Annotated in this window: 30 protein-coding genes; 29 read left to right on the forward strand and 1 reads right to left on the reverse strand. The window is 66.0% G+C overall.

From position 1 onward, the window contains the following. Positions 1-130 precede the first annotated feature (130 nt). A complete protein-coding gene (locus tag ACGFNP_RS16405) occupies positions 131-517 on the reverse strand; it encodes a nuclear transport factor 2 family protein (RefSeq protein WP_219534849.1) in 387 nt (128 codons plus the stop codon). A gap of 103 nt (positions 518-620) precedes the next feature. On the opposite strand from ACGFNP_RS16405, the gene ACGFNP_RS16410 reads away from it, so the two are divergent. From ACGFNP_RS16410 to rpsE, 29 genes are all read left to right on the forward strand, one after another. Then, positions 621-1,175: a TetR family transcriptional regulator gene (locus tag ACGFNP_RS16410; protein WP_358340620.1), complete on the forward strand. Its 555-nt coding sequence runs from the start codon at positions 621-623 to the stop codon at positions 1,173-1,175. 141 nt (positions 1,176-1,316) lie between these two features. Beyond that, positions 1,317-2,318 (forward strand): ABC transporter ATP-binding protein, encoded by a 1,002-nt coding sequence (locus tag ACGFNP_RS16415; protein WP_214643298.1) that lies wholly within the window; start codon positions 1,317-1,319, stop codon positions 2,316-2,318. A gap of 338 nt (positions 2,319-2,656) precedes the next feature. Then, positions 2,657-3,157, forward strand: coding sequence for a hypothetical protein (locus tag ACGFNP_RS16420; protein ID WP_393319213.1), 501 nt, complete (start codon positions 2,657-2,659; stop codon positions 3,155-3,157). Next, on the forward strand, positions 3,154-3,648 hold the full coding sequence (locus ACGFNP_RS16425; protein ID WP_393319216.1) for a hypothetical protein: 495 nt from the start codon (positions 3,154-3,156) through the stop codon (positions 3,646-3,648). Before ACGFNP_RS16420 ends, ACGFNP_RS16425 begins: the two co-directional genes overlap by 4 nt. A 436-nt stretch (positions 3,649-4,084) precedes the next feature. After that, entirely contained in the window at positions 4,085-7,564 is a 3,480-nt protein-coding gene (gene rpoB, locus ACGFNP_RS16430) for a DNA-directed RNA polymerase subunit beta (RefSeq protein ID WP_393319219.1), read from the forward strand. Between the two features lie 17 nt (positions 7,565-7,581). Continuing rightward, the gene (locus ACGFNP_RS16435) at positions 7,582-11,457 is read left to right on the forward strand and encodes a DNA-directed RNA polymerase subunit beta' (RefSeq protein ID WP_358330639.1); all 3,876 of its coding nucleotides are present in this window, start codon (positions 7,582-7,584) and stop codon (positions 11,455-11,457) included. 648 nt (positions 11,458-12,105) lie between these two features. Next, positions 12,106-12,480, forward strand: coding sequence for a 30S ribosomal protein S12 (rpsL, locus tag ACGFNP_RS16440; RefSeq protein ID WP_214633169.1), 375 nt, complete (start codon positions 12,106-12,108; stop codon positions 12,478-12,480). A 2-nt stretch (positions 12,481-12,482) separates the two neighbouring features. Then, positions 12,483-12,953, forward strand: a complete 471-nt coding sequence (gene rpsG, locus ACGFNP_RS16445; RefSeq protein ID WP_138670613.1) for a 30S ribosomal protein S7 — start codon at positions 12,483-12,485, stop codon at positions 12,951-12,953. A gap of 39 nt (positions 12,954-12,992) precedes the next feature. Next, positions 12,993-15,092 carry an elongation factor G gene (gene fusA, locus ACGFNP_RS16450; protein WP_358330635.1) on the forward strand — a complete coding sequence of 700 codons (2,100 nt, stop codon included), beginning with the start codon at positions 12,993-12,995 and terminating at the stop codon, positions 15,090-15,092. Positions 15,093-15,242: 150 nt separating this feature from the next. After that, positions 15,243-16,436: an elongation factor Tu gene (gene tuf, locus ACGFNP_RS16455; protein ID WP_358330632.1), complete on the forward strand. Its 1,194-nt coding sequence runs from the start codon at positions 15,243-15,245 to the stop codon at positions 16,434-16,436. Positions 16,437-16,711: 275 nt separating this feature from the next. Beyond that, positions 16,712-17,020 carry a 30S ribosomal protein S10 gene (gene rpsJ / locus ACGFNP_RS16460; RefSeq protein ID WP_012887830.1) on the forward strand — a complete coding sequence of 103 codons (309 nt, stop codon included), beginning with the start codon at positions 16,712-16,714 and terminating at the stop codon, positions 17,018-17,020. Between the two features lie 14 nt (positions 17,021-17,034). Continuing rightward, positions 17,035-17,688: a 50S ribosomal protein L3 gene (gene rplC, locus ACGFNP_RS16465; protein WP_219539602.1), complete on the forward strand. Its 654-nt coding sequence runs from the start codon at positions 17,035-17,037 to the stop codon at positions 17,686-17,688. Further along, complete coding sequence (rplD, locus tag ACGFNP_RS16470) at positions 17,685-18,347, forward strand: 50S ribosomal protein L4 (RefSeq protein WP_219539601.1); 663 nt, start codon at positions 17,685-17,687, stop codon at positions 18,345-18,347. Before rplC ends, rplD begins: the two co-directional genes overlap by 4 nt. Further along, entirely contained in the window at positions 18,347-18,649 is a 303-nt protein-coding gene (gene rplW / locus ACGFNP_RS16475) for a 50S ribosomal protein L23 (RefSeq protein ID WP_358026397.1), read from the forward strand. The genes rplD and rplW overlap by 1 nt, the downstream gene beginning before the upstream one ends. 104 nt (positions 18,650-18,753) lie before the next feature. Continuing rightward, positions 18,754-19,590: a 50S ribosomal protein L2 gene (rplB, locus tag ACGFNP_RS16480; protein ID WP_214633175.1), complete on the forward strand. Its 837-nt coding sequence runs from the start codon at positions 18,754-18,756 to the stop codon at positions 19,588-19,590. An 11-nt stretch (positions 19,591-19,601) separates the two neighbouring features. Beyond that, positions 19,602-19,880, forward strand: coding sequence for a 30S ribosomal protein S19 (rpsS, locus tag ACGFNP_RS16485; RefSeq protein ID WP_358026393.1), 279 nt, complete (start codon positions 19,602-19,604; stop codon positions 19,878-19,880). A 32-nt stretch (positions 19,881-19,912) separates the two neighbouring features. Next, positions 19,913-20,266 carry a 50S ribosomal protein L22 gene (rplV, locus tag ACGFNP_RS16490; RefSeq protein WP_219539598.1) on the forward strand — a complete coding sequence of 118 codons (354 nt, stop codon included), beginning with the start codon at positions 19,913-19,915 and terminating at the stop codon, positions 20,264-20,266. Beyond that, a complete protein-coding gene (rpsC, locus tag ACGFNP_RS16495; RefSeq protein ID WP_358330628.1) occupies positions 20,266-21,129 on the forward strand; it encodes a 30S ribosomal protein S3 in 864 nt (287 codons plus the stop codon). Before rplV ends, rpsC begins: the two co-directional genes overlap by 1 nt. A gap of 2 nt (positions 21,130-21,131) precedes the next feature. Next, a complete protein-coding gene (rplP, locus tag ACGFNP_RS16500; protein WP_219539596.1) occupies positions 21,132-21,551 on the forward strand; it encodes a 50S ribosomal protein L16 in 420 nt (139 codons plus the stop codon). Beyond that, on the forward strand, positions 21,551-21,787 hold the full coding sequence (rpmC, locus tag ACGFNP_RS16505; protein WP_214633180.1) for a 50S ribosomal protein L29: 237 nt from the start codon (positions 21,551-21,553) through the stop codon (positions 21,785-21,787). Before rplP ends, rpmC begins: the two co-directional genes overlap by 1 nt. Then, complete coding sequence (gene rpsQ / locus ACGFNP_RS16510; RefSeq protein WP_214633181.1) at positions 21,780-22,076, forward strand: 30S ribosomal protein S17; 297 nt, start codon at positions 21,780-21,782, stop codon at positions 22,074-22,076. Before rpmC ends, rpsQ begins: the two co-directional genes overlap by 8 nt. Positions 22,077-22,264: 188 nt before the next feature. Next, complete coding sequence (rplN, locus tag ACGFNP_RS16515) at positions 22,265-22,636, forward strand: 50S ribosomal protein L14 (protein WP_026214151.1); 372 nt, start codon at positions 22,265-22,267, stop codon at positions 22,634-22,636. Between the two features lie 8 nt (positions 22,637-22,644). Beyond that, the gene (gene rplX / locus ACGFNP_RS16520) at positions 22,645-22,947 is read left to right on the forward strand and encodes a 50S ribosomal protein L24 (protein WP_358330662.1); all 303 of its coding nucleotides are present in this window, start codon (positions 22,645-22,647) and stop codon (positions 22,945-22,947) included. Further along, complete coding sequence (gene rplE / locus ACGFNP_RS16525) at positions 22,947-23,522, forward strand: 50S ribosomal protein L5 (protein ID WP_214633183.1); 576 nt, start codon at positions 22,947-22,949, stop codon at positions 23,520-23,522. The genes rplX and rplE overlap by 1 nt, the downstream gene beginning before the upstream one ends. A 2-nt stretch (positions 23,523-23,524) precedes the next feature. Beyond that, complete coding sequence (locus ACGFNP_RS16530) at positions 23,525-23,710, forward strand: type Z 30S ribosomal protein S14 (RefSeq protein WP_090769707.1); 186 nt, start codon at positions 23,525-23,527, stop codon at positions 23,708-23,710. Between the two features lie 168 nt (positions 23,711-23,878). Beyond that, positions 23,879-24,277 (forward strand): 30S ribosomal protein S8, encoded by a 399-nt coding sequence (gene rpsH / locus ACGFNP_RS16535; RefSeq protein ID WP_192789898.1) that lies wholly within the window; start codon positions 23,879-23,881, stop codon positions 24,275-24,277. A gap of 16 nt (positions 24,278-24,293) precedes the next feature. Next, positions 24,294-24,836, forward strand: coding sequence for a 50S ribosomal protein L6 (rplF, locus tag ACGFNP_RS16540; RefSeq protein ID WP_214633184.1), 543 nt, complete (start codon positions 24,294-24,296; stop codon positions 24,834-24,836). Positions 24,837-24,838: 2 nt separating this feature from the next. Further along, positions 24,839-25,222, forward strand: a complete 384-nt coding sequence (gene rplR / locus ACGFNP_RS16545) for a 50S ribosomal protein L18 (protein WP_358330625.1) — start codon at positions 24,839-24,841, stop codon at positions 25,220-25,222. Positions 25,223-25,271: 49 nt separating this feature from the next. Further along, positions 25,272-25,901, forward strand: a complete 630-nt coding sequence (gene rpsE / locus ACGFNP_RS16550; RefSeq protein ID WP_049572667.1) for a 30S ribosomal protein S5 — start codon at positions 25,272-25,274, stop codon at positions 25,899-25,901.

Consider the following 25,901-nt stretch of genomic DNA (forward strand, 5'->3'; position numbering starts at 1 on the left):
ACTCCGGGTCGGCCCACCGAGGGGCCCGCACGTGCCGCCCGCGCGGCCAGGCGCACGTGCTGGTGGCCCGGCCGCTTGTACGTGCGGGCGGTGCTTCTGCCAGGTCGGTGAACGTCAGCCGGTCACCGCGCTAGGCGGCGCGGACGCGGGCGATGGCGCTGGTGTCCATATAGTCACGCGTGTGGACGATCAGTCCGTCCCTGACCCGCAGGATCAGCAGACCCGGCACCGTCAGCTCTTGATCGGCCACCGTGACCACCGTCTCGTGCTCCGCCACGACCACCTCCGGGTCCGTGGTCTGGCGGATGGCCACGTCGCGGATCTCCTTCACCAGAGCCTCCATGGCGCCCCACATCATCGTGTACCCCGCCCGGACCCCCTCCCGGCCCTTGAACGGCGGCAGCCCGCCGAACGGGAACTCGTGCAGACCGTCCTCGGCATAGAGATCAGCCAGCTCGTCGGCCGATTTGTGCAGCATCGCGGCGTGATAGGCGGCGACGACACCAGCAACGGACATGGGAACCCCATTTCGCTCAACGGACGTTGACTCAACGAGCGTAGAGCGAAACGAGGCGAACGGTCAACGCCTGTAGAGTGAACGGCATGACGGAGTGGGTGGCGTGACCGAACGGGCGGAACGCCGCCGCAGGACCGAGCAGCGGATCCTGGAAGCGGCCAGGAAGCTCTTCGCCGACCTGGGGTTCGAACGGACCACGATCCGGGCGGTCGCCAAGGCGGCCGAGGTCGACCCCGCGCTCGTCATGCAGTACTTCGGCAGCAAGCAGGATCTGTTCAGCCAGGCCGTACGCGTGGCCCCGGCGCCCGTGGCCCCGGGCGACACCGATGAGCTGGTCGAACAGCTCCTCGGCAGCCTCGGCATGAAGATGGGGGAGCTGCCGCAGGGGTCCCTGGCCATGATGCGGTCGATGCTCACCCACCCGGAGGCGGCCGCGTCGGCGCGGGCCGTACTGAGCCGTCAGATTCAGCAGATCGGCGAGTCGATCCCTGGCGACGACGCGCGGATGCGGGCGGCGCTGATGACGACGATCATGCTGGGCGTGACCGTGGGCCATCAACTGCTCGAACTCGACGAGCTACGCGAAGTGCCTCAAGCGGACATCGCACGGGTCCTCCGCCCGGCCCTGAAAGCGATCGCCGGCCCTCAGGCCGAATAGAGGCTCAGGACCGCATCCTCCCGTTGCTGGACTCGGCGTCTCATAACCGGCCAGTAACAAGTTATTAGAACTGGTTCCAATTCGCTCGCCCGCCGCTATAAAGTGTGCGGCACGTTACCCCCTGCGCATGGAAGGTGACCCATGGGCGTCGAAGTCGTGGTCGACGGGCTGACCAAATCGTTCGGCCGGCAGGTCATCTGGGAGGACGTCTCACTCACCCTGCCCGCGGGCGAGATCTCGGTGCTGCTCGGCCCGTCCGGCACCGGCAAGTCGGTCTTCCTGAAGACCCTGGTCGGGCTGCTCAGGCCGGACCGCGGGCACATCTGGATCGACGGCTACGACCTCGCCAACTGCAACGAGAACAAGCTCTACGAACTGCGCCGCCTGTTCGGCGTGCTGTTCCAGGACGGCGCCCTGTTCGGGTCGCTCAGCCTGTACGACAACATCGCCTTCCCGCTGCGCGAGCACACCAAGAAGAGCGAGTCGCAGATCCGCCAGATCGTGCTGGAGAAGATGGAGCTCGTCGGCCTGCTCGGCGCCGAGACCAAGCTGCCCGGCGAGATCTCCGGCGGCATGCGCAAGCGGGCCGGGCTGGCCAGGGCACTGGTGCTCGATCCCGAGATCATCCTGTTCGACGAGCCCGACTCGGGTCTCGACCCGGTACGGACCGCCTATCTCAACCAGCTCATCGTCGACCTGAACGCCGAGATCGAGGCGACGTTCCTGATCGTCACGCATGACATCAACACCGCCCGTACGGTGCCCGACGACATCGGGCTGCTGTTCAGGCGGGAGCTGATCATGTTCGGGCCGCGCGAGATGCTGCTGTCGAGCGACGAGCCGGTGGTCCGGCAGTTCCTCAACGCCAGGAAACACGGGCCGATCGGCATGTCGGAGGAGAAGGACGTCTCCGAGTTGGAGGCCGAGGCGCAGCTGGGCCACGACCCCGGCTCGCTGCCGCCGATCCCGCCGCAGCTGATGCCGAGCGGCAACGGGCTCCGCCGTACGCAGCGGCCGCCCGGCACCTGGTTGGCGGCCAACGGGGTCATCCCGCCCCAAGGCTCCTTCGTGGACGATCGCGGGCGCAACTGGCTGGAAGAGTATCCCCGCCTGATCAACGCCCACCTCAACGGCGTCAGGTAGAGATCACGACATTTCCTGACGACGGCTGTCGCAGGCGGTCTGGACCGGTTCGTGGCCCTCGCCGGACTCGCGGGGAATCCACTGGCCCTGCCGCCAGGCGGCCCGAGAAGGCGCTTTCCACGGCCTCGGTGATGGGAAAGGGCAGAATGCCGCGCTGTGCGCGCAACGGGCCTCAGGGGGCCGTCTGACGGCGTTTGTCAGGTGCTTGCCTCATCGAGGCCGGCCAGGACAACGCGCCCCGCCTCCGTGAGGGTCCTATGTCGCCTCTGTCGTTTCCCGGGCTGCGGGACGGATCGGCGGGTTATCATCCGCGCAACCAAGCCGGGAGGTGAGCAGACGTGGACGAACCCGCCGCCCGGCCACTCCGCGTCCTGACCGGCGTACTCGTTCTGCTGGTGGTGCTGCTCGGCGCCGCCGTGGTGTTCCTTCGCGGACAGGATCTGGCCGAGCAGGCCAGAGCGGACGACCGGCGAGCCGCGCTCGACGCGGCGGGCACGCACGCGATCAACCTGATCTCGCTCGACTACAAGACCGTCGACGCCGACGTGGGGCGCATCCTGGCCACCTCCACCGGCGTGGCCAAGGAGGAATACACGGCCAACGCGGGCAAACTCAAGTCCACCACGCTGAAGAACAAGGTCGTCCAGCACGGCGTACTCCGCGCCACAGGGCTCGTGTCGATGACGGAGGAGACCGCGCGGGTGCTGGTCGTGGCCGACGTGGAGATCCGCTGGGACGGTTCCAAGACCCCCAAGCAGGAGCGGTTCTACCGGTGGTCGATGGACCTGGCCAAGGAGAAGGGAGTCTGGTTGGTGTCGAGGGCGGTGCAGGTGGTGTGAGGGCGGTCGTGATCGCGCTGCTGGTCCTGGTGCTCGGGCTCGGCGCGGTGTCAGGAGTGTTCTGGTACGACGCGCACTCCTTGCGCGTGGACGAGGAGGCCGGAAGAGAGGCCATGGCCGCGGCCCGTACGGTGGCGCCGGACCTGCTGTCGTACGACTACCGGACGGTCGAGCGGGATCTGGCCCGGGCGACCGGACACACGACCGGCGAGCTGGCCAAGCACTACAAGGAGCTGGCGGCCACCCTGGTCGCCAAGGCCAAGGCGGAGAAGACGGTGCAGACGGCGGCCGTCGCCGACGCGGGTGTGGAGCGGGCAGAAGGTGATCGAGTTGAGGTTCTGCTCTTCGTGAACACGGGTACGGTCAAGAAGATCCCCGGCAAGGCCGAACCACAGCAACAGGTCAGCCAGAACCGGGCCAGGTTCGTCATGATCCGGCAAGATTCGCGCTGGCTGGTGGCCGAGCTGTCGACCTTGATCGGTACGGCTTGAGTCACCGGGCGCGTCCCAATGTTCAATTGTTACCAAAAATAAGGTTTAGCGAACCCCAAGTACCGGGCATCAGAGTCACAGCAGCACCGGTTGTCGGCATGGGTTCGACCCTCGGTGTGACGGAGCGTTAACCGTCCCCGTTCGCGGGTATCGTCTTGGGCCTGACGGTAGGCGTCCGATCACGCAGGGGAGAAAACCCAGCGTCCGGCCCCTGGGTCGGCGGAAAGTCGCGCTTGCGGGCTTGACGTTTCCGCTCGAACGGGCGATGCTGCGACCAACGTGGAGCATGCAGCGAGAGTGAAGTGGACAGGCGTGTGCCGTTCGGCTACACTGCCCCTTTGCGCTGCCCTTTGACGACCCGCTCCGCTTGCTCACGTTGCGAGGTTGTCTGGCGTGCGTGTAGTCAGTCCGCCGCGAGCCCTCGGAAGGACATCTGTTGGCAGCCTCGCGCAACGCCTCCGCCGTACCCGCTGGTCCCCGTCGCGTCTCTTTTTCGCGCATCCAGGAGCCCCTCGAAGTTCCTGACCTTCTCGCCCTGCAGACCGAGTCATTCGACTGGCTGCTCGGTAACGAGAAATGGAAGGCCCGGGTAGAGGCGGCTCGTCAGGCCGGGCGCAAGGACGTCCCGACCCAGTCGGGCCTCGAAGAGATCTTCGAAGAGATCAGTCCCATCGAGGACTTCTCGGGGACCATGTCCTTGTCGTTCCGCGACCACCGGTTCGAGCCGCCCAAGTACTCAGTAGATGAGTGCAAAGACAAGGACATGACCTTCTCCGCCCCGATGTTCGTCACGGCGGAGTTCATCAATAACACCACAGGCGAGATCAAGAGCCAGACGGTGTTCATGGGTGATTTCCCGCTCATGACGCCGAAGGGCACCTTCATCATCAACGGCACCGAGCGTGTCGTGGTCTCGCAGCTCGTCCGGTCCCCGGGCGTCTACTTCGAACGTAATGTCGACAAGACGTCGGACAAGGACCTCTACGGCTGCAAGGTCATCCCGTCCCGGGGTGCCTGGCTCGAGTTCGAGATCGACAAGCGTGACAGCGTCGGTGTGCGTATCGACCGCAAGCGCAAGCAGGCCGTCACCGTGCTTCTCAAGGCACTGGGATGGACCAACGAGGCGATCCTCGAGCGTTTCGGCCAGTACGAGTCGATGCGCGCCACCCTGGAGAAGGACCACACGGCCGGCCAGGACGACGCGCTGCTCGACATCTACCGCAAGCTGCGTCCGGGCGAGCCGCCCACCAAGGAATCCGCGCAGACCCTGCTGGAGAACCTGTACTTCAACCCCAAGCGTTACGACCTCGCCAAGGTGGGTCGTTACAAGATCAACAAGAAGCTCGGGGTCGGCAGTGAGATCAGCCAGGGGACGCTGACCGAAGAGGACGTAGTCGCCACGATCGAGTACATCGTCCGGCTGCACGCCGGCGAGGACTCGATGCCGGCCGCCCAGGAGGCGCCGGTCGACACCGTGATCGTCGAGGTCGACGACATCGACCACTTCGGCAACCGCCGCCTGCGCAGCGTCGGCGAGCTCATCCAGAACCAGGTCCGCCTGGGTCTGGCCCGCATGGAGCGCGTCGTGCGCGAGCGGATGACCACTCAGGACGTCGAGGCGATCACGCCGCAGACCCTGATCAACATCCGCCCGGTCGTGGCGTCGATTAAGGAGTTCTTCGGCACCTCGCAGCTGTCGCAGTTCATGGACCAGACCAACCCGCTGGCCGGCCTGACGCACAAGAGGCGTCTGTCCGCGCTCGGCCCCGGTGGTCTGTCCCGTGAGCGGGCCGGCTTCGAGGTTCGTGACGTGCACCCGTCCCACTACGGCCGGATGTGCCCGATCGAGACCCCGGAAGGCCCCAACATCGGCCTGATCGGCTCGCTGGCCTCCTACGGCCGGATCAACGCCTTCGGCTTCGTGGAGACGCCTTACCGCAAGGTCGTCGACGGCAAGGTGACCGAACAGATCGACTACCTGACCGCCGATGAGGAAGACCGCTTCGTCAAGGCGCAGGCCAACAGCGCGATCAACCCCGACGGCTCGTTCGCCGAGGCTCGCGTCCTGGTCCGCACCAAGGGCGGCGAGACCGAGCTGGCCCGGGCCGAGGAGGTCGACTACATCGACGTCTCGCCGCGCCAGATGGTGTCGGTGGCCACCGCGATGATCCCGTTCCTGGAGCACGACGACGCCAACCGGGCGCTGATGGGCTCCAACATGCAGCGCCAGTCGGTGCCGCTGCTCAAGAGCGAGGCGCCGCTGGTCGGCACCGGCATGGAATACCGTGCCGCGACCGACGCCGGTGACGTCATCAGCGCCGAGAAGGCGGGCGTGGTCGAGGAGGTCTCCGCCGACTACGTCACCGTGATGAACGACGACGGCACCCGCACCACCTACCGTGTCGCCAAGTTCAAGCGGTCCAACCAGGGCACCTCCTTCAACCAGAAGCCCATCGTCGCCGAGGGCGACCGGGTCGAGGTCAACCAGGTCATCGCCGACGGTCCCTGCACCGACACCGGTGAGATGGCGCTGGGCAAGAACCTGCTGGTGGCGTTCATGCCATGGGAGGGTCACAACTACGAAGACGCGATCATCCTGTCCCAGCGGCTGGTGCAGGACGACGTCCTGTCCTCGATCCACATCGAGGAGCACGAGGTCGACGCCCGCGACACCAAGCTGGGCCCTGAGGAGATCACCCGGGACATCCCCAACGTCTCCGAGGAGGTCCTGGCCGACCTCGACGAGCGCGGCATCATCCGCATCGGCGCCGAGGTCGTACCCGGCGACATCCTGGTCGGCAAGGTCACCCCGAAGGGCGAGACCGAGCTGACCCCGGAGGAGCGGCTGCTGCGCGCGATCTTCGGTGAGAAGGCCCGTGAAGTCCGCGACACCTCGCTGAAGGTGCCGCACGGCGAGCAGGGCAAGGTCATCGGGGTCCGCGTGTTCTCCCGCGAAGAGGGCGACGAGCTGCCGCCCGGCGTCAACGAGCTGGTCCGCGTCTACGTGGCCCAGAAGCGTAAGATCACCGACGGCGACAAGCTGGCCGGCCGGCACGGCAACAAGGGTGTCATCTCCAAGATCCTGCCGGTCGAGGACATGCCGTTCCTGGAGGACGGCACCCCGGTCGACATCATCCTCAACCCCCTGGGCGTGCCCGGCCGAATGAACGTCGGCCAGGTGCTGGAGACCCACCTCGGGTGGATCGCCGCCCGCGGCTGGGACATCTCCGGCGTCCAGGAAGCCTGGGCCGAGCGGCTGCGTGACAAGGGCTTCGAGAAGGTCGCCCCGCGCACCAACATGGCCACGCCGGTCTTCGACGGCGCCCACGAGGAGGAGATCGTCGGCCTCCTCGGCAACACCGTCGCCAACCGCGACGGCGACCGGATGGTGCAGCAGAGCGGAAAGGCCAAACTGTTCGACGGCCGCTCCGGCGAGCCGTTCCCCTATCCGATCGCGGTCGGCTACATCTACATCCTGAAGCTGCTCCACCTGGTCGATGACAAGATCCACGCCCGGTCGACCGGCCCCTACTCCATGATCACCCAGCAGCCGCTCGGCGGTAAGGCCCAGTTCGGTGGCCAGCGCTTCGGTGAGATGGAGGTCTGGGCTCTGGAGGCGTACGGCGCCGCCTACGCGCTCCAGGAGCTGCTGACGATCAAGTCCGACGACGTCCTGGGCCGCGTGAAGGTCTACGAGGCGATCGTCAAGGGCGAGAACATCCCCGAGCCGGGCATCCCGGAGTCCTTCAAGGTCCTCATCAAGGAAATGCAGTCGCTGTGCCTCAACGTCGAGGTGCTCTCCAGCGACGGCATGTCCATCGAGATGCGTGACACCGACGAGGACGTCTTCCGCGCGGCGGAGGAGCTCGGTATCGATCTGTCCCGGCGTGAGCCGAGCAGCGTGGAAGAAGTCTGAGGGGGAGATCGCACAAAATGCTAGACGTCAACTTCTTCGACGAGCTCAGGATCGGCCTCGCGACGGCCGACGACATCCGTCAGTGGTCGCACGGCGAGGTAAAGAAGCCAGAGACCATCAACTACCGCACCCTCAAGCCGGAAAAGGACGGGCTCTTCTGCGAGAAGATCTTCGGTCCGACCCGCGACTGGGAGTGCTACTGCGGCAAGTACAAGCGCGTCCGGTTCAAGGGCATCATCTGTGAGCGCTGTGGCGTCGAGGTGACTCGCGCCAAGGTGCGTCGTGAGCGGATGGGCCACATCGAGCTGGCCGCGCCCGTCACGCACATCTGGTACTTCAAGGGCGTCCCGTCGCGCCTCGGTTACCTGCTCGACCTGGCCCCGAAGGACCTGGAGAAGGTCATCTACTTCGCGGCGTACATGATCACGCATGTCGACACCGAGATGCGTGAGCGTGACCTGCCCTCGCTGGAGGCGAAGATCTCCGTCGAGCGGCAGCACATCGAGCAGCGCCGTGACGCCGACGTCGAGGCCAGGCAGAAGAAGCTCGAAGGCGACCTGGGCGAGCTTGAGGCCGCGGGCGCCAAGGGCGACCAGCGCCGCAAGGTCCGTGAGGGCGCCGAGCGCGAGATGCGTCAGCTTCGCGACCGGGCCCAGCGTGAGCTGGACCGGCTCGACGAGGTGTGGAGCCGCTTCAAGAACCTCAAGGTCCAGGACCTTGAGGGCGACGAGCTGCTCTACCGCGAGATGCGCGACCGCTTCGGCCGCTACTTCAAGGGCGGCATGGGCGCTCAGGCGATCCAGGACCGCCTGATCAGCTTCGACCTCGACGTCGAGTCGGAGAACCTGCGCGAGACGATCCGCAGCGGCAAGGGCCAGAAGAAGGCCCGCGCGCTCAAGCGGCTCAAGGTCGTGTCGGCGTTCCTCAACACCACCAACTCGCCGCGTGGCATGGTGCTCGACTGCATCCCGGTCATCCCGCCGGACCTGCGCCCGATGGTGCAGCTCGACGGTGGCCGGTTCGCGACCTCCGACCTGAACGACCTGTACCGCCGGGTCATCAACCGGAACAACCGCCTCAAGCGTCTGCTCGACCTCGGCGCGCCCGAGATCATCGTGAACAACGAGAAGCGGATGCTCCAGGAGGCCGTCGACGCGCTGTTCGACAACGGCCGTCGTGGTCGCCCGGTCACCGGTCCCGGCAACCGTCCGCTCAAGTCCCTCAGCGACATGCTGAAGGGCAAGCAGGGCCGGTTCCGCCAGAACCTGCTGGGCAAGCGAGTCGACTACTCCGGCCGTTCGGTCATCGTCGTCGGCCCGCAGCTCAAGCTGCACCAGTGTGGTCTGCCCAAGCAGATGGCGCTGGAGCTGTTCAAGCCGTTCGTGATGAAGAGGCTGGTCGATCTCAACCACGCCCAGAACATCAAGTCGGCCAAGCGGATGGTCGAGCGGGCTCGTCCGGTCGTGTGGGACGTGCTCGAAGAGGTCATCACCGAGCACCCGGTGCTGCTCAACCGCGCTCCGACGCTCCACCGTCTGGGCATCCAGGCGTTCGAGCCGCAGCTGGTCGAGGGCAAGGCCATCCAGATCCACCCGCTCGTCTGCACCGCGTTCAACGCGGACTTCGACGGTGACCAGATGGCCGTGCACCTGCCGCTGTCGGCTGAGGCCCAGGCCGAGGCACGCATCCTGATGCTCTCGACCAACAACATCCTCAAGCCGGCCGACGGCAAGCCCGTGACGATGCCCACCCAGGACATGGTCATCGGCCTCTACTGGCTGACCACCCAGAAGGACGGCGCGGCGGGCGAGGGCCGGGTCTTCGGCTCGATCGCCGAGGCTCAGATGGCCTTCGACCGTCACGAGCTGGAGATCCAGGCGAAGATCCAGATCCGGCTCAAGGACGTCCTGCCGCCCCGCGAGTGGGTCGCGCCGGAGGGCTGGGAGCAGGGTGACCCGATCCGTCTGGAGACGACGTTCGGCCGGTGCCTGTTCAACCAGACGCTGCCGGCGAGCTACCCGTTCGTCAACTTCCAGGTCGGCAAGAAGCAGCTGTCCGTCATCGTCAACGAGCTGGCCGAGACCTATCCCAAGGTCGACGTGGCCAACTCGCTCGACGCGCTCAAGGACGCCGGCTTCCGCTGGGCGACCCGCTCCGGTGTCACGATCTCGATCGACGACGTCGTCGCGCCGCCCAACAAGGCCACCATCATGGAGAACTACGAGCGCCGGGCCGACAAGGTCCAGCGTGAGTACGAGCGTGGTCTGATCACCGACGAGGAGCGCCGTCAGGAGCTCATCGAGATCTGGACGCACGCGACGGCCGACGTCGAGACCGACATGGTCAACGCCTTCCCGGCGACCAACCCGGTCTGGATGATGGTCAACTCCGGTGCCCGAGGCAACAAGATGCAGGTGCGTCAGATCGCCGGCATCCGTGGTCTGGTGTCCAACACCAAGGGTGAGACGATCCCGCGTCCGATCAAGGCCTCGTTCCGCGAGGGCCTGTCGGTGCTGGAGTACTTCATCTCCACCCACGGACAGCGGAAGGGTCTGGCCGACACCGCCCTGCGTACCGCCGACTCGGGTTACCTGACCCGTCGTCTGGTGGACGTGGCGCAGGACGTCATCGTGCGTGAGATCGACTGCGGCACCGACCGCGGGGTCCCGCTGCACGTCGCCGATCGGGACGCGTCGGGCAACCTGGTCAAGGCGGAGAACGCCGAGTCCAACGTGCACGGCCGCATCCTGGCCGAGGACGTCGAGGTCGACGGCAAGGTCATCGCGGCGGCTGGTGTCGACATCAACGACATCCACGTCACCGCGCTGGTCGAGGCCGGCATCGAGACCGTCCGCACGCGGAGCGCGCTCGTCTGCGAAGCCAAGATCGGCGTCTGCGCGACCTGCTACGGCCGCTCGCTGGCGACCGGCAAGCTCGTCGACGTCGGCGAGGCGGTCGGCATCATCGCCGCCCAGTCGATCGGTGAGCCGGGCACGCAGCTGACGATGCGTACCTTCCACACCGGTGGTGTGGCGGGCGCCGACATCACCCACGGTCTGCCCCGTGTCCAGGAGCTCTTCGAGGCGCGCATCCCCAAGGGTGTCGCCCCGATCTCCGAGACCGAGGGCAGGGTCCGCATCGACGAGACCGACAAGTCTCGTAAGATCGTCATCACACCGGATGACGGCTCGGAGGAGATCGCGTACCCGGTCTCGATGCGTTCACGCCTGCTCATCTCCGATGGCCAGCGCGTGACGGTCGGCCAGCAGCTGGTCGCCGGTGCGGTCAACCCCAACGAGGTGCTGCGCATCCTCGGCCCGCGGGCCGTGCAGCTGCACCTGGTGGCCGAGGTCCAGCAGGTGTACCGCTCGCAGGGTGTGTCGATCCACGACAAGCACATCGAGATCATCGTGCGGCAGATGCTCAAGCGCGTGAACGTGCTGGAGTCCGGCGAGACCGACCTGCTGCCCGGCGAGCTCGTCGAGCGCCCGCGCTTCGAGCAGATGAACCGCCAGACGGTGGCGGAAGGTGGCTCCCCGGCCGCCGGTCGCCCGGTGCTCATGGGCATCACGAAGGCGTCGCTCGCCACCGAGTCGTGGCTGTCGGCGGCCTCCTTCCAGGAGACCACCAGGGTCCTGACGGACGCGGCGATCCACGCCAAGTCCGACTCGCTCCTGGGCCTGAAGGAGAACGTCATCATCGGTAAGCTCATCCCGGCCGGTACGGGCATGCCCCAGTACCGCAACATCCGGGTCGAGCCCACCGAAGAGGCCAAGGCGGCGATGTACACCGTCGGTGGATACGACGGTTCCGCGGCCGACTACACCTTCGGCACCGGCAGCGGCGAGGCCGTTCCGCTGGAGGAGTACGACTTCGGTCAGTACAACCGCTAGTCAGCGTTTCGAAGCACCGCGTCTGGATCTTGGTGATCCGGGCGCGGTGCTTTGTTTTGTAGTTACGGCCAGCCCGGTGGGCCCCACCCGCCGTACGGGGCCGGGCTCCCTCCAGGGGCACGCTCCTCCGGTTTACGGGCTGGGCGCCGCTACGTGCGCGCTCTGGGCCGTCTGGGTGGTCGGAGGGTAGCCGGGACCACTTCACAGGTTCCGATGCCTGGTGCGCCCATCCAGCGCGCGCATGGCCATGCGTGGTCCGGTGCGAGTCATCATGGGGAACCGCGACGAAATACTCCGTGGGCCGGATATCATGGGCGTGGAGCAGTAGCCGGGCATGTATCGAAGAGGGCCCAGCGACCAGCAGTAGTGGCAAAAGCGTGTCCGCTTTGTCGCGCTGCTTTGACGTGTCGCGTGGGCCTGGGTAGTCTAGAGCATCGTGCCCGTCGTTAGCGGGCTCTCGGCTGTGCGCTCATATATGGGAGCGCCGGACGGCTTCCTGGCTCGTTGTCCCTGCGGATGTGTCTGTGCGAAGAGCGCGACACGCCCGAGCGCGGGGGCGCCGAGACGGGGAAAACCAGCAGGTCATGACACCGGCAGAACCTGCGAAATGCACAAGACGTATTACCGGCCAGCACGAACGGAGTGGCAGTGCCCACTATTCAGCAGTTGGTCCGCAAGGGCCGGCAGGACAAGGTCGCCAAGACCAAGACTCCTGCCCTAAGGGCGAATCCGCAGCGTCGAGGTGTGTGCCAGCGCGTCTACACCACGACCCCTAAGAAGCCCAACTCGGCACTGCGCAAGGTGGCCCGTGTTCGGCTCACCAACGGCATCGAGGTCACGGCTTACATCCCCGGTGTGGGCCACAACCTGCAGGAGCACTCCATCGTGCTCGTGCGCGGCGGTCGTGTGAAGGACCTGCCGGGTGTCCGCTACAAGATCATTCGCGGTTCGCTGGACACCCAGGGTGTCCGCAACCGCAAGCAGGCTCGCAGCAAGTACGGCGCGAAGAGGGAGAAGAGCTAACTATGCCTCGCAAGGGTTCTCCCGGCCGCCGTCAGCTCATGTCTGACCCGGTCTACAGCTCGCCGCTGGTCACCGCTCTGATCAACAAGGTGCTCCTGGACGGCAAGCGTTCCATCGCGCAGTCGATCGTGTACGGCGCCCTTGAGGGCTGCAGGGACAAGACGGGCAACGACCCGGTCGTCACCCTGAAGCGCGCGCTTGACAACGTCAAGCCGACCCTCGAGGTTCGCAGCCGTCGTGTTGGTGGCGCGACCTACCAGGTGCCGGTCGAGGTGCGCGCCGCGCGCAGCACGACGCTGGCCCTGCGCTGGCTGGTGCAGTACTCCCGCGCCCGCCGCGAGAAGACCATGACCGAGCGCCTCATGAACGAGCTCCTCGACGCCAGCAATGGCCTCGGAGCGAGTGTCAAGAAGCGCGAGGACACCCACAAGATGGCCGAGTCCAACAAGGCCTTCGCCCACTACCGCTGGTAACCCCGGCGGGTTCGACGAGACGACGAGGACGCGAGAGAAGTGGCCGCAACGACCGCTCTAGACCTGGCAAAGGTCCGAAACATCGGGATCATCGCCCATATCGACGCGGGTAAGACCACCACGACTGAGCGCATCCTGTTCTACACCGGCATCAACTACAAGATCGGTGAAGTCCACGATGGCGCTGCCACCATGGACTGGATGGAGCAGGAGCAGGAGCGTGGCATCACGATCACGTCCGCTGCGACGACCTGCGAGTGGGACGGTCACACGATCAACCTGATCGACACCCCGGGCCACGTCGACTTCACCATCGAGGTCGAGCGTAACCTTCGTGTCCTCGACGGTGCGGTCACCGTGTTCGACGGTGTCGCGGGCGTCGAGCCGCAGTCGGAGACGGTGTGGCGTCAGGCCGACCGCTACAACGTCCCCCGCATTTGCTTCGTGAACAAGATGGACCGGGTCGGCGCGGAGTTCCACCGCTGCGTCGACATGATGGTCACGCGTCTGGGCGCCACCCCGGCGGTCATTCAGCTTCCCTGGGGCGTCGAGGCCGGTTTCAAGGGCGTCATCGACCTGGTGAAGATGAAGGGCCTGCTCTGGAGCGAGGACGCGGCCAAGGGCGAGATGTACGACGTCGTCGACATCCCGGCCGACCACGCCGAAGCCGCTCGTGAGTGGCGCGACAAGCTCGTCGAGACCGTCGCCGAGAACGACGACGAGATGATGGAGCTCTTCCTCGAGGCGATCGAGCCCACCGAGGAGCAGCTGGTCGCGGCTATCCGCCGCGCGACGCTGGCCAGCGTCATCAACCCGGTTCTCACCGGCACCGCGTTCAAGAACAAGGGCGTGCAGCCCCTGCTCGACGCGGTGGTCGCCTACCTCCCCGCGCCGATCGACATCCCGGCTTTCGAAGGCCACGCGGTCGGCAACGAGGAGAAGGTCGTCGTCCGTCACGCGGACCCGACCGAGCCGTTCTCCGCGCTGGCGTTCAAGATCGCGAGCGACCCGCACCTGGGCAAGATCACCTACATCCGCATCTACTCCGGCACACTCGAGTCGGGTTCACAGGTCGTGAACTCGGTGAAGGGCCGGAAGGAGCGGATCGGCAAGATCTACCAGATGCACGCGAACAAGCGTGAGGAGCGCCCGGTGGCCTCCGCCGGCCAGATCGTCGCCGTCATGGGTCTCAAGGACACCACGACCGGCGACACCCTGTCCGACCCGGCCAACCAGGTCGTGCTCGAGTCCATGACGTTCCCGGCTCCGGTCATCAACGTCGCGATCGAGCCCAAGACCAAGGGCGACCAGGAGAAGCTGTCGACCGCGATCCAGCGGCTGGCCGAGGAGGACCCGTCCTTCCAGGTCCGTCGTGACGAGGAGACCGGCCAGACGGTCATCTGGGGCATGGGCGAGCTTCACCTGGAGATCCTCGTCGACCGTATGCGTCGCGAGTTCAAGGTCGAGGCCAACGTCGGTCGTCCTCAGGTGGCCTACCGCGAGACCATCCGCCGCACGGTGGACAAGGTCGACTACACCCACAAGAAGCAGACGGGTGGGTCCGGCCAGTTCGCGCGGGTCATCATCAAGCTCGAACCGCTGGGCGAAGGCAACGACGGCTACGAGTTCGAGAACAAGGTCACGGGTGGCCGGGTCCCGAGGGAGTACATCCCCTCGGTCGACGCGGGTGCCCAGGAGGCCGCCGAGTTCGGCGTGCTGGCCGGCTATCCGATGGTGGGCGTGAAGGTGACGCTGATCGACGGTGCCGCGCACGACGTCGACTCCTCGGAAATGGCCTTCAAGATCGCCGGCTCGATGGCCTTCAAGGAGGCCGCTCGCAAGGCCGACGCTGTACTCCTCGAACCGATGATGGCCGTCGAGGTCACCACGCCCGAGGACTACATGGGTGACGTCATCGGTGACCTCAATGGTCGCCGCGGGCAGATCCAGGCGATGGACGAGCGGGCTGGTGCCCGTGTCGTCTCGGCGCTCGTACCGCTTTCTGAGATGTTCGGCTACGTGGGCGACCTGCGTAGCAAGACGCAGGGGCGCGCGAGCTACAGCATGCAGTTCGACTCTTACTCGGAGGTGCCTCCGGGCATCGCCAAGGAGATCGTCGCGAAGGTCCGGGGCGACTAGTCCCGGAACCCCCGGCCGGGCCCAGCCCGGCCGTCAAGGGGCTTCGGCCTCTGGTGGGGCGGTGCGAGCCGCCTCACCGCCTAGGGGTTCGGGATCACCCGGGCCCGAGTGTGTAGACGAAAGTCAGTCAGATTCTCAAGGAGAGAACCAGTGGCTAAGGCCAAGTTCGAGCGGAACAAGCCGCACATGAACATCGGCACCATTGGGCACATCGACCACGGCAAGACCACGCTGACCGCGGCGATCACCAAGGTGCTCCACGACCGTTTCCCCGAGCTGAACAAGGCTACTCCGTTCGACAAGATCGACAAGGCGCCGGAGGAGAAGGCCCGCGGCATCACGATCTCCATCGCGCACGTCGAGTACCAGACGGAGAAGCGCCACTACGCTCACGTGGACTGCCCCGGTCACGCGGACTACGTGAAGAACATGATCACCGGTGCCGCGCAGATGGACGGTGCGATTCTCGTGGTCGCCGCCACTGACGGCCCGATGCCGCAGACGAAGGAGCACGTCCTCCTGGCCCGCCAGGTCGGCGTCCCCTACATCGTCGTGGCCCTCAACAAGGCCGACATGGTCGACGACGAGGAGATCCTGGAGCTCGTCGAGCTCGAGGTCCGTGAGCTGCTCTCGGCTCAGGAGTTCCCCGGCGACGACCTTCCGGTCGTTCGCGTCTCCGCGCTCAAGGCTCTTGAGGGCGACGCGAAGTGGGCCGACAGCATCATCGAGCTGATGAACGCGGTCGACGAGAACGTGCCCGAGCCGCCCCGCGAGACGGACAAGCCGTTCCTCATGCCGGTCGAGGACGTCTTCTCGATCACCGGTCGCGGCACGGTCGTCACCGGCCGTATCGAGCGCGGTGTCGTCAAGACCAACGAGCAGGTCGACATCATCGGCATCAAGGCCGAGAAGACGACCACCACGGTCACCAGCATCGAGATGTTCAACAAGATCCTCGACGAGGGTCACGCGGGCGACAACGCCGCGCTGCTGCTCCGCGGCATCAAGCGCGACGACGTCGAGCGCGGCCAGTGCATCATCAAGCCGGGCACGACCACCCCGCACACCGAGTTCAACGGCCAGGTCTACATCCTGTCGAAGGACGAGGGCGGCCGCCACACGCCGTTCTTCAACAACTACCGCCCGCAGTTCTACTTCCGTACGACTGACGTGACCGGTGTCGTGCACCTCCCCGAGGGCACCGAGATGGTCATGCCGGGCGACAACACCGAGATGCGCGTTGAGCTGATCCAGCCCATCGCCATGGAGGACGGTCTCAAGTTCGCGATCCGTGAGGGTGGCCGCACCGTCGGCGCCGGCCGGGTCATCAAGATCATCAAGTAGTACGATCGCGGGGCGGCGGTCGTCCCTCGGATATCGAGGCCGACCGCCGCACCACGAGAGGGCAGGAGTCCCTACGGCTCCCGCCCTCAGGCCTCACGGGAAAGCCGTGATCTCGCAGTGGCTTCGGAGTGACCGAAGTAACTGCCGGATCACGGAAGAAAACGGCAGATCATCAACGTCTGTCACGTGGGGTTGTGCGGGCTCGTCCTGCACGAATAGCGGCAACAGGCCGCACGATACTTTTTCAGACGACAGCGAAGGACACCGAGGCCACTATGGCGGGACAAAAGATCCGCATCCGGCTTAAGGCCTATGACCACGAGGTCATCGACAGCTCGGCCAAGAAGATCGTCGAGACGGTGACGCGGACTGGCGCGAAGGTCGCGGGCCCGGTGCCGCTGCCGACCGAGAAGAACGTGTACTGCGTCATCCGCTCGCCGCACAAGTACAAGGACAGCCGCGAGCACTTCGAGATGCGCACGCACAAGCGGCTGATTGACATCATCGACCCGACGCCCAAGACCGTCGACTCGCTCATGCGGCTCGACCTCCCCGCGGGCGTCGACATTTCGATCAAGCTCTGAGGGAACGCACTGACATGGCTAAGACGATCAAGGGCGTCCTGGGCAAGAAGCTCGGCATGACCCAGGTCTTCGACGCGGACAACCGGATGGTTCCGGTGACCGTGGTCGAGGCCGGTCCGTGCGTGGTTACCAGGGTCCGCACCGCCGACAAGGATGGCTATTCCGCCGTTCAGCTCGGCTTCGGACAGGTCGACCCACGGAAGGTCAACAAGCCGCTCGGCGACTACCTGCGTAAGCACGACATCACCCCGCGCCGTTACTTCGCGGAGATCCGCACCGACGACGCTAGCGACTACACCCTGGGCCAGGAACTCCTGGCCGACACCTTCGAGGCCGGCCAGTTCGTCGACGTGACGGGCAAGAGCAAGGGCAAGGGCTTCGCCGGTGTCATGAAGCGACACGGCTTCAAGGGCCTGAGCGCGTCGCACGGTACGCAGCGCAAGCACCGCTCGCCGGGTTCCATCGGTGGCTGCGCCACCCCGGGCCGCGTATTCAAGGGTCTTCGCATGGCTGGTCGGATGGGTAACGTCCGCACCACCGTGCAGAGCCTCAAGGTTCACGCCGTCGACGTCGAGAACGGTCTCATCCTGATCAAGGGTGCGATCCCCGGCGCCAACGGCAGCCTGGTCCTCGTCCGCACCGCTGCCAAGAAGGGGGCTGCCAAGTGACCAGCATTGACGTCCTCGACGCCAGCGGTTCCAAGGCCGGCACCGTCGACCTGCCCGAAGACATCTTCGGCGCCAAGGTCAACATTCCGCTGATCCACCAGGTGGTCGTGGCCCAGCTCGCCGCTCGCCGGCAGGGCACCCACAAGGCCAAGACCCGTGGTGAGGTCAGGGGCGGCGGCAAGAAGCCGTACCGCCAGAAGGGCACCGGTCGCGCCCGTCAGGGCTCGACCCGCGCGCCGCAGTTCACCGGTGGTGGCGTCGTCCACGGCCCGGTGCCGCGCGACTACTCGCAGCGGACGCCCAAGAAGATGAAGGTCGCCGCCCTGCGCGGTGCCCTGTCCGACAGGGCGAGCGGCGGGCGCGTGCACGTCGTGAGCGGTCTGGTCACCGGCGAGACGCCGAAGACCAAGGCGGCTCTCGAGGCCCTGCGTAAGATCACCCAGTCCAGGACCGTCCTCCTCGTCGTCGACGAGGCCGACGAGCTGACCTGGCTGAGCCTGCGCAACGCTCCCGAGGTTCACCTGCTGGACTCCGGGCAGCTCAACACCTACGACGTGCTCTGCCACGACGACGTGGTCTTCACCCAGGAGGCGTACGACCAGGTCGTGGCGCGGCTGTCGGCAGGGTCGGCCAATGCGAGTGAAGGGGCTGACGCCTGATGGAGAAGATCGCCGACCCGCGCGACATCATCATCAAGCCGGTCGTCTCTGAGAAGAGCTACGGCCTGATCGATGAGAACAACAAGTACACGTTCCTGGTGCGCAATACCGCGAACAAGACCCAGGTCAAGATCGCTGTTGAGCAGATCTTCGGGGTCAAGGTCACCAGCGTGAACACGATCAACCGGCAGGGCAAGCGCAAGCGCACCCGCACCGGTTTCGGCAAGCGTCCCGACACCAAGCGCGCGATTGTGAGCCTGGTCGAGGGCGATCGGATCGACATCTTCGGTCAGATCGGCTAGCAGCCATAGAAGTAGGCGGGCCGTACGGCTTGCCAAGGGTAGAGACCGTCGCACGTTCGTGCGGCGGGCTCACCCATGTAACCGACGAAGGATGAACGAAAAAGATGGGCATCCGTAAGTACAAGCCGACGACTCCGGGTCGCCGCGGGTCGAGTGTCTCGGACTTCTCCGAGATCACCCGCAGCACGCCCGAGAAGTCGTTGCTTGCGCCCCTTCACAGCAAGGGCGGCCGCAACGTACACGGCCGGGTCACCGCTCGCCACCAAGGCGGCGGTCACAAGCGCGCCTACCGGATCATCGACTTCCGGAGGCATGACAAGGACGGCATCCCGGCGAAGGTCGCTCACATCGAGTACGACCCCAACCGCACCGCCAACATCGCTCTGCTGCACTACGCCGACGGCGAGAAGCGCTACATCATCGCGCCGACCGGCCTCAAGCAGGGCGACCGCATCGAGAACGGCGCCGGGGCCGACATCAAGCCGGGCAACTGCCTGCCGCTGCGCAACATCCCGACGGGTACCTTCATCCACGCGGTGGAGCTCCGTCCGGGCGGCGGCGCCAAGCTCGGCCGCTCCGCTGGCGCTCAGATCCAGCTGCTCGCCAAGGAAGGCCAGTACGCCACGCTGCGTATGCCGTCTGGTGAAATGCGCATGGTCGACGTGCGCTGCCGGGCGTCGGTGGGTCAGGTCGGCAACGCCGAGCAGGCCAACATCAACTGGGGCAAGGCCGGCCGCATGAGGTGGAAGGGCAAGCGCCCGACCGTCCGCGGTGTCGCCATGAACCCCGTTGACCACCCGCACGGTGGTGGTGAGGGTAAGACCTCCGGTGGTCGCCACCCGGTGAACCCGAAGGGCAAGCCCGAGGGCCGTACCCGCCAGGCCAACAAGTCCAGCGACCGGCTGATCATCCGCCGCCGGAGCAAGAGGAAGAAGCGGTAGGAGCAGCCGATATGCCACGTAGCCTTAAGAAGGGTCCCTTCGTCGACGACCACCTCGCCAAGAAGGTGGACGTTCAGAACGAGAAGGGCACCAAGACCGTTATCAAGACGTGGTCGCGGCGCTCCATGATCGTGCCGGACATGCTCGGGCACACGATCGCCGTGCACGACGGCCGCAAGCACGTCCCGGTGTTCGTCACCGAGTCGATGATCGGCCACAAGCTGGGAGAGTTCGCCCCGACGCGTACCTTCCGCAGTCACGTCAAGGAAGATCGCCGCAGCCGGCGATAGACGCCTTCAGAAGCAGTTAAGAGGAGTAAGCGATGGAAGCCAGGGCTCAGGCGCGGTTCGTCCGCGTCACGCCCCTCAAGGCCCGCCGCGTGGTGGACCTTATTCGCGGGCTGCCCGCTTCGGAGGCGCAGGCCGTGCTGCAGTTCGCTCCCCAGTCGGCGAGCGAGCCGATCTACAAGGTGCTCTCGAGCGCCATGGCAAATGCAGAGCACAACTTCGATCTCGACCCCCAGACGCTCTTCGTGAGCCGGGCGTGGGTCGATGAGGGCCCGACGCTGAAGCGGTTCCGTCCGCGTGCCCAGGGTCGTGCCTATCGGATCAACAAGCGGACGAGCCACATCACCGTGATCGTGGAGTCCCGCGAGCCGAAGGGAAGGACCCGATAGTGGGCCAGAAGGTTAACCCGCACGGGTTCCGCCTCGGCATCACGACCGACTTCAAGAGCCGGTGGTACGCCGACAAGCTGTACAAGTCGTACGTCGCCGAGGACGTGTCGATCCGTCGCATGCTGCAAAAGGGCATGGAGCGGGCCGGCATCTCCAAGGTGGAGATCGAGCGCACGACCGACCGCGTCCAGGTCGACATCCACACCGCCCGGCCGGGCATCGTCATCGGCCGTCGCGGCGCGGAGGCCGACCGCATCCGCGGTGACCTGGAGAAGCTGACCAAGAAGCAGGTCCAGCTCAACATCCTCGAGGTGAAGAACCCCGAGATCGACGCCCAGCTCGTCGCGCAGGGTGTCGCCGAGCAGCTCTCCAGCCGTGTCTCGTTCCGTCGTGCCATGCGCAAGGCCATGCAGTCGGCCATGAAGAGCGGCGCCAAGGGCATCCGGGTGCAGTGCTCGGGCCGTCTTGGCGGCGCTGAGATGTCGAGGTCGGAGTTCTACCGCGAGGGCCGCGTGCCGCTGCACACGCTCCGCGCGGACATCGACTACGGCTTCTACGAGGCCCGCACCACCTTCGGCCGCATCGGCGTGAAGGTGTGGATCTACAAGGGCGAGGCGCCCACCAGCCGCGCCGAGCGTGAGGCGGCCGCTGCCGGTGCCCGTGCCGGCCAGCGTCGTGAGCGTGACGACCGTCGCGGCGGCCCCGGTGGCGGCGGCGGCGGTGACCGTCCGCGCCGTGGTGGCGGCGCCGGTGGCGCCCGTCGCGGTGGCGGTCGTGGCGACCGCGCCCCCAGGACTGAGGCGGCCTCACAGGCTGCCCCCGAGACCGGCCCGGCTGCGCAGCCGGGTGCTGAAGGGAGCTGACCATGCTGATCCCGCGCAGGGTCAAGCACCGCAAGCAGCACCGGCCCGACCGCAGCGGTGCCGCCAAGGGCGGCACCAGGGTCGTGTTCGGCGAGTTCGGCATCCAGGCTGTTGAGCACTCCTACGTGACCAACCGCCAGATCGAGTCGGCTCGTATTGCGATGACCCGTCACATCAAGCGTGGTGGAAAGGTGTGGATCAACATCTACCCCGACCGCCCGCTGACCAAGAAGCCGGCTGAGACCCGCATGGGTTCCGGTAAGGGTTCGCCCGAGTGGTGGATCGCCAACGTCAAGCCGGGTCGCGTCATGTTCGAGCTTTCCGGTGTCGCCGAGTCGGTTGCCCGCGAGGCGCTCACTCGCGCGATCCACAAGCTGCCCATGAAGTGCAAGATCGTTAAGCGTGAAGTTGGTGAGGCGTGATGGCTAAGGGCCTGACCGCCGGCGAGCTGCGAGTCGAGGACGAGGACACCCTGGTCCAGAAGCTCAAGGAGGCCAAGGAGGAGCTGTTCAACCTCCGCTTCCAGGCAGCGACCGGACAGTTGGAGAGCCACGGGCGGCTGCGTGCCGTCCGCCGCGAGATCGCCCGTATCTACACCGTGATGCGCGAGCGCGAGCTTGGCATCATCACGGTTGAGAAGGAGACGAGCGATGGCTGAGACCGAGACCACAGAGACCACCGAGACGAACGACGACTCGCGGAACTTCCGCAAGGTCCGTGAGGGCCTGGTCGTCAGCGACAAGATGGACAAGACCGTCGTCGTCGCCGTCGAGGACCGTGTCAAGCACCGTCTGTACGGCAAGGTCATTCGCCGTACGACCAAGTACAAGGCACACGACGAGGCCAACGCCTGTGGCGTCGGCGACCGTGTGCTTCTGATGGAGACCCGCCCCCTCTCCGCCACCAAGCGGTGGAGGGTCGTGGAGATCCTCGAGAAGGCCAAGTAACACTTCTCGGATATACCGCGCCTCGTGGGGGCCTCCAGGCCCCCATGACGGTGTCCAAGGACGCGAGGCCCCGGCCTCGCGTCGCCTGCGGTGCGGCTCCTGGAGCTGTGGCCGGAGGAAAAAGACCATACAAGTTCCGCCAGGCTCGGCAATGACGAGAACCAGCGCGACTGATCAGGAGAAGAAACGTGATCCAGCAGGAGTCGCGGCTCAAGGTCGCCGACAACACGGGTGCCAAGGAGATTCTTTGCATCCGCGTTCTCGGTGGCTCGGGCCGACGCTACGCCGGTATCGGCGACGTGATCGTCGCCACTGTCAAGGATGCCCTGCCCGGTAGCACGGGCGTCAAGAAGGGCGACGTGGTCAAGGCCGTAATCGTCCGCACGGTCAAGGAGCGCCGCCGGCCCGACGGCTCCTACATCCGCTTCGACGAGAACGCCGCCGTCATCATCAAGGACAGCGGCGACCCTCGCGGCACCCGTATCTTCGGCCCGGTGGGCCGTGAGCTGCGCGACAAGAAGTTCATGCGCATCATCTCGCTCGCGCCGGAGGTGTTGTAATGCCGAAGCTGCATGTGAAGAAGGGTGACCTCGTCCAGGTCATCGCCGGTAAGGACAAGGGTGCCAAGGGTCATGTCATCGCCACCCTCCCGCGGGAAGACCGCGTGGTGGTCGAGGGCATCAACATGATCAAGAAGCACGCGAAGGAGACCCACCAGGGTCCGCGCGGCGCCAAGACCGGCGGCGTGCAGACCATGGAGGCTCCCATCCACGTGAGCAACGTGAAGAAGCTCAAGGACGAGAAGCGCGACGACAAGCCCGCCGACAAGAAGGCCGACGACAAGGCCGACGAGACGGGTGAGGACAGCTGATGACTGCCACGACTACTGAGACCGAGCGTCCGACGCCGCGCCTCAAGACGAAGTACCGCGAGGAGATCGCGGCCAAGCTTCGCGAGGACTTCGGCATCGAGAACGTCATGCAGATCCCCGGCCTGGTGAAGATCAAGGTCAACATGGGTGTCGGCGAGGCGGCTCGCGACTCGAAGCTCATCGAGGGGGCCGTTCGCGACCTCACCGTGATCACCGGTCAGAAGCCGGCCGTCGTCCGGGCGCGCAAGTCCATCGCCCAGTTCAAGCTGCGCGAGGGCATGCCGATCGGTGCGCACGTCACCCTCCGCGGCGACCGGATGTGGGAGTTCCTCGACAGGCTTCTGTCGCTGGCGCTGCCCCGCATCAGGGACTTCCGTGGCCTGTCGCCCAAGCAGTTCGACGGCAACGGCAACTACACGTTCGGTCTGACCGAGCAGGTCATGTTCCACGAGGTCGACCAGGACAAGGTCGACCGGCCGCGGGGCATGGACATCACGGTCGTGACCACCGCGAAGAACGACGACCAGGGCCGGGCGCTGCTGAAGCTCCTCGGGTTCCCCTTCAAGGAGGCCTGATCATGGCGAAGAAGTCGCTGATCGCCAAGGCAGGGCGTAAGCAGAAGTTCGAAGTCCGGGCGTACACCCGTTGCACGCGTTGTGGCCGGCCCCGCGCCGTCTACCGCAAGTTCGGGCTCTGCCGTGTGTGCTTCCGTGAGATGGCGCACCGGGGCGAGCTGCCTGGCATCACCAAGTCCAGCTGGTAGTTACCCTTGGGGGCGGCCACGTGTCGCCCCCGTGGGGCTGTCGGCCGTACATATGTAGAACTGTCAAACCAGGGTGCTCTCGCGGAGAGCGCCCATGACCGCGCCGAAGGTCCACCGGTAGAGCTCTGCTTCACCGACTGGAAACCGCGGCGAGGAAGGCCACTGGCCATGACGATGACCGACCCGATCGCAGACATGCTGACGCGTCTGCGTAATGCGAACTCGGCGTACCACGACAGCGTGACGATGCCGTATTCGAAGATCAAGGCGCACATCGCCGAGATCCTCCAGCAGGAGGGTTACATCCAGGCTTGGACCGTCGAAGACGCCAAGGTTGGCAAGAACCTCGTGGTGGAGCTCAAGTTCGGGCCTACCCGTGAGCGGTCGCTCGCGGGACTGCGCCGGGTGTCGAAGCCCGGTCTGCGGGTGTATGCGAAGAAGGACAATCTGCCTCGAGTCCTGGGTGGGCTGGGTGTCGCGATCATCTCGACGTCCGCCGGCCTCATGACCGACAAGCAGGCCGGCAAGCGTGGTGTGGGCGGGGAAGTCCTCGCCTACGTCTGGTAGAGGGGAGGAACACAGCATGTCGAGAATCGGACGGCTGCCCATCCCTGTGCCGAATGGCGTAGACATCGCGATCAGCGGCCAGGATGTTCAGGTCAAGGGCCCGAAGGGCACGCTTTCTCATACGGTCGCGGAGCCCATCGTGGTGGGTCGCGACGACGACGGCGCTATCGCCGTCACCCGGCCGAACGACGAGAACAAGGTTCGTGCGCTGCACGGCCTGTCGCGGACGCTGATCGCCAACATGGTGCAGGGCGTCACGCAGGGCTACTCCAAGACCTTGGAGATCGTCGGCGTCGGTTACCGCGTTCAGGCCAAGGGCCCGACGCAGCTGGAGTTCGCACTGGGCTTCAGTCACCCGGTCATCGTCGACGCCCCCGAGGGCGTCACCTTCCGTGTCGAGAGGCCGACCCTGTTCCACGTGGACGGCATCGACAAGCAGAAGGTCGGCGAGGTCGCGGCCAACATCCGCAAGTTGCGCAAGCCTGACCCGTACAAGGGCAAGGGCGTGCGTTACCAGGGCGAACAGATCCGCCGCAAGGTCGGAAAGGCTGGTAAGTAGGCATGGCTCCGAAGACTGCGTTCGGCAAGCACACGGCTGCCCGCACCGTCTCGCGGGCCCGCCGTCACCGCCGCGTCCGCAAGAACGTCGTCGGTACGGCCGCGCGTCCGCGCTTGGTCGTCAACCGCTCGACTCGTCACCTGTTCGTGCAGATCGTGGACGACTCCGTCGGCCACACGCTGGTGAGCGCGTCCACCATGGACTCCGCGCTGCGCACGCTCGAGGTTGACAAGACCGAGAAGGCCAAGAAGGTCGGCGAGCTCCTCGCTCAGCGGGCCAAGGAAGCCGGGATCACCGCGGTTGTGTTCGACCGTGGTGGCAACCGCTACGCAGGGCGCATCGCCGCTCTGGCGGACAGCGCCCGCGAAGGCGGGCTCGAGTTCTGATGCGGGCCCGGACATCGCAACTAATGGCAACTGAGATGAGGAACCACTGATGGCTGCAGCTCCGCGTCGCGGTGGCGGCACCGGTGGCGAGCGGCGTGACCGTCGTGACGATCGCCGCGGCGGCGCCGCCGACAAGGGCGTCTCGTACATCGAGCGCGTAGTGAAGATCAACCGAGTGGCCAAGGTCGTGAAGGGTGGTCGTCGCTTCAGCTTCACCGCCCTCGTCGTCGTCGGTGACGGCAACGGCCTGGTCGGCGTCGGCTATGGCAAGGCCAAGGAAGTCCCCGCGGCCATCGCCAAGGGTGTCGAGGAAGCGAAGAAGCACTTCTTCAAGGTGCCGCGCATCCAGGGCACCATCCCGCACACCGTGCAGGGTGAAGAGGCGGCCGGTGTCGTCTTCCTGCGTCCGGCCTCCGCCGGTACCGGCGTCATCGCCGGTGGCCCGGTGCGCGCCGTACTGGAGTGCGCCGGGATCCACGACGTCCTGTCCAAGTCGCTCGGCTCGGACAACCCGATCAACATCGTGCACGCCACCGTGGCGGCTCTGAAGGGTCTTTCCCGGCCCGAGGAGATCGCCGCCCGCCGTGGCCTGCCGATCGAGGACGTCGCTCCGGCCAGGATGCTGAAGGCTCAGCGCGAAGGCATCGCCGAAGCCGCGGCAGCCAAGGCGGTGAGCTAG

The organism is Nonomuraea sp. NPDC049269, assembly GCF_043197155.1.
GTDB lineage: Bacteria > Actinomycetota > Actinomycetes > Streptosporangiales > Streptosporangiaceae > Nonomuraea.

Excerpts from the sequence above, each read along its gene's own strand:
- ACGFNP_RS16405 (WP_219534849.1), bottom strand. The coding sequence starts at position 517 with ATGTCCGTTGCTGGTGTCGTCGCCGCCTATCACGCCGCGATGCTGCAC.
- ACGFNP_RS16415 (WP_214643298.1), top strand. The coding sequence starts at position 1,317 with ATGGGCGTCGAAGTCGTGGTCGACGGGCTGACCAAATCGTTCGGCCGG.
- ACGFNP_RS16435 (WP_358330639.1), top strand. The coding sequence starts at position 7,582 with ATGCTAGACGTCAACTTCTTCGACGAGCTCAGGATCGGCCTCGCGACG.
- rpsG (WP_138670613.1), top strand. The coding sequence starts at position 12,483 with ATGCCTCGCAAGGGTTCTCCCGGCCGCCGTCAGCTCATGTCTGACCCG.
- rpsJ (WP_012887830.1), top strand. The coding sequence starts at position 16,712 with ATGGCGGGACAAAAGATCCGCATCCGGCTTAAGGCCTATGACCACGAG.
- rplC (WP_219539602.1), top strand. The coding sequence starts at position 17,035 with ATGGCTAAGACGATCAAGGGCGTCCTGGGCAAGAAGCTCGGCATGACC.
- rplW (WP_358026397.1), top strand. The coding sequence starts at position 18,347 with ATGGAGAAGATCGCCGACCCGCGCGACATCATCATCAAGCCGGTCGTC.
- rplB (WP_214633175.1), top strand. The coding sequence starts at position 18,754 with ATGGGCATCCGTAAGTACAAGCCGACGACTCCGGGTCGCCGCGGGTCG.
- rpsS (WP_358026393.1), top strand. The coding sequence starts at position 19,602 with ATGCCACGTAGCCTTAAGAAGGGTCCCTTCGTCGACGACCACCTCGCC.
- rplV (WP_219539598.1), top strand. The coding sequence starts at position 19,913 with ATGGAAGCCAGGGCTCAGGCGCGGTTCGTCCGCGTCACGCCCCTCAAG.
- rplP (WP_219539596.1), top strand. The coding sequence starts at position 21,132 with ATGCTGATCCCGCGCAGGGTCAAGCACCGCAAGCAGCACCGGCCCGAC.
- rpmC (WP_214633180.1), top strand. The coding sequence starts at position 21,551 with ATGGCTAAGGGCCTGACCGCCGGCGAGCTGCGAGTCGAGGACGAGGAC.
- rpsQ (WP_214633181.1), top strand. The coding sequence starts at position 21,780 with ATGGCTGAGACCGAGACCACAGAGACCACCGAGACGAACGACGACTCG.
- rplE (WP_214633183.1), top strand. The coding sequence starts at position 22,947 with ATGACTGCCACGACTACTGAGACCGAGCGTCCGACGCCGCGCCTCAAG.
- ACGFNP_RS16530 (WP_090769707.1), top strand. The coding sequence starts at position 23,525 with ATGGCGAAGAAGTCGCTGATCGCCAAGGCAGGGCGTAAGCAGAAGTTC.
- rpsH (WP_192789898.1), top strand. The coding sequence starts at position 23,879 with ATGACGATGACCGACCCGATCGCAGACATGCTGACGCGTCTGCGTAAT.
- rplF (WP_214633184.1), top strand. The coding sequence starts at position 24,294 with ATGTCGAGAATCGGACGGCTGCCCATCCCTGTGCCGAATGGCGTAGAC.
- rplR (WP_358330625.1), top strand. The coding sequence starts at position 24,839 with ATGGCTCCGAAGACTGCGTTCGGCAAGCACACGGCTGCCCGCACCGTC.
- rpsE (WP_049572667.1), top strand. The coding sequence starts at position 25,272 with ATGGCTGCAGCTCCGCGTCGCGGTGGCGGCACCGGTGGCGAGCGGCGT.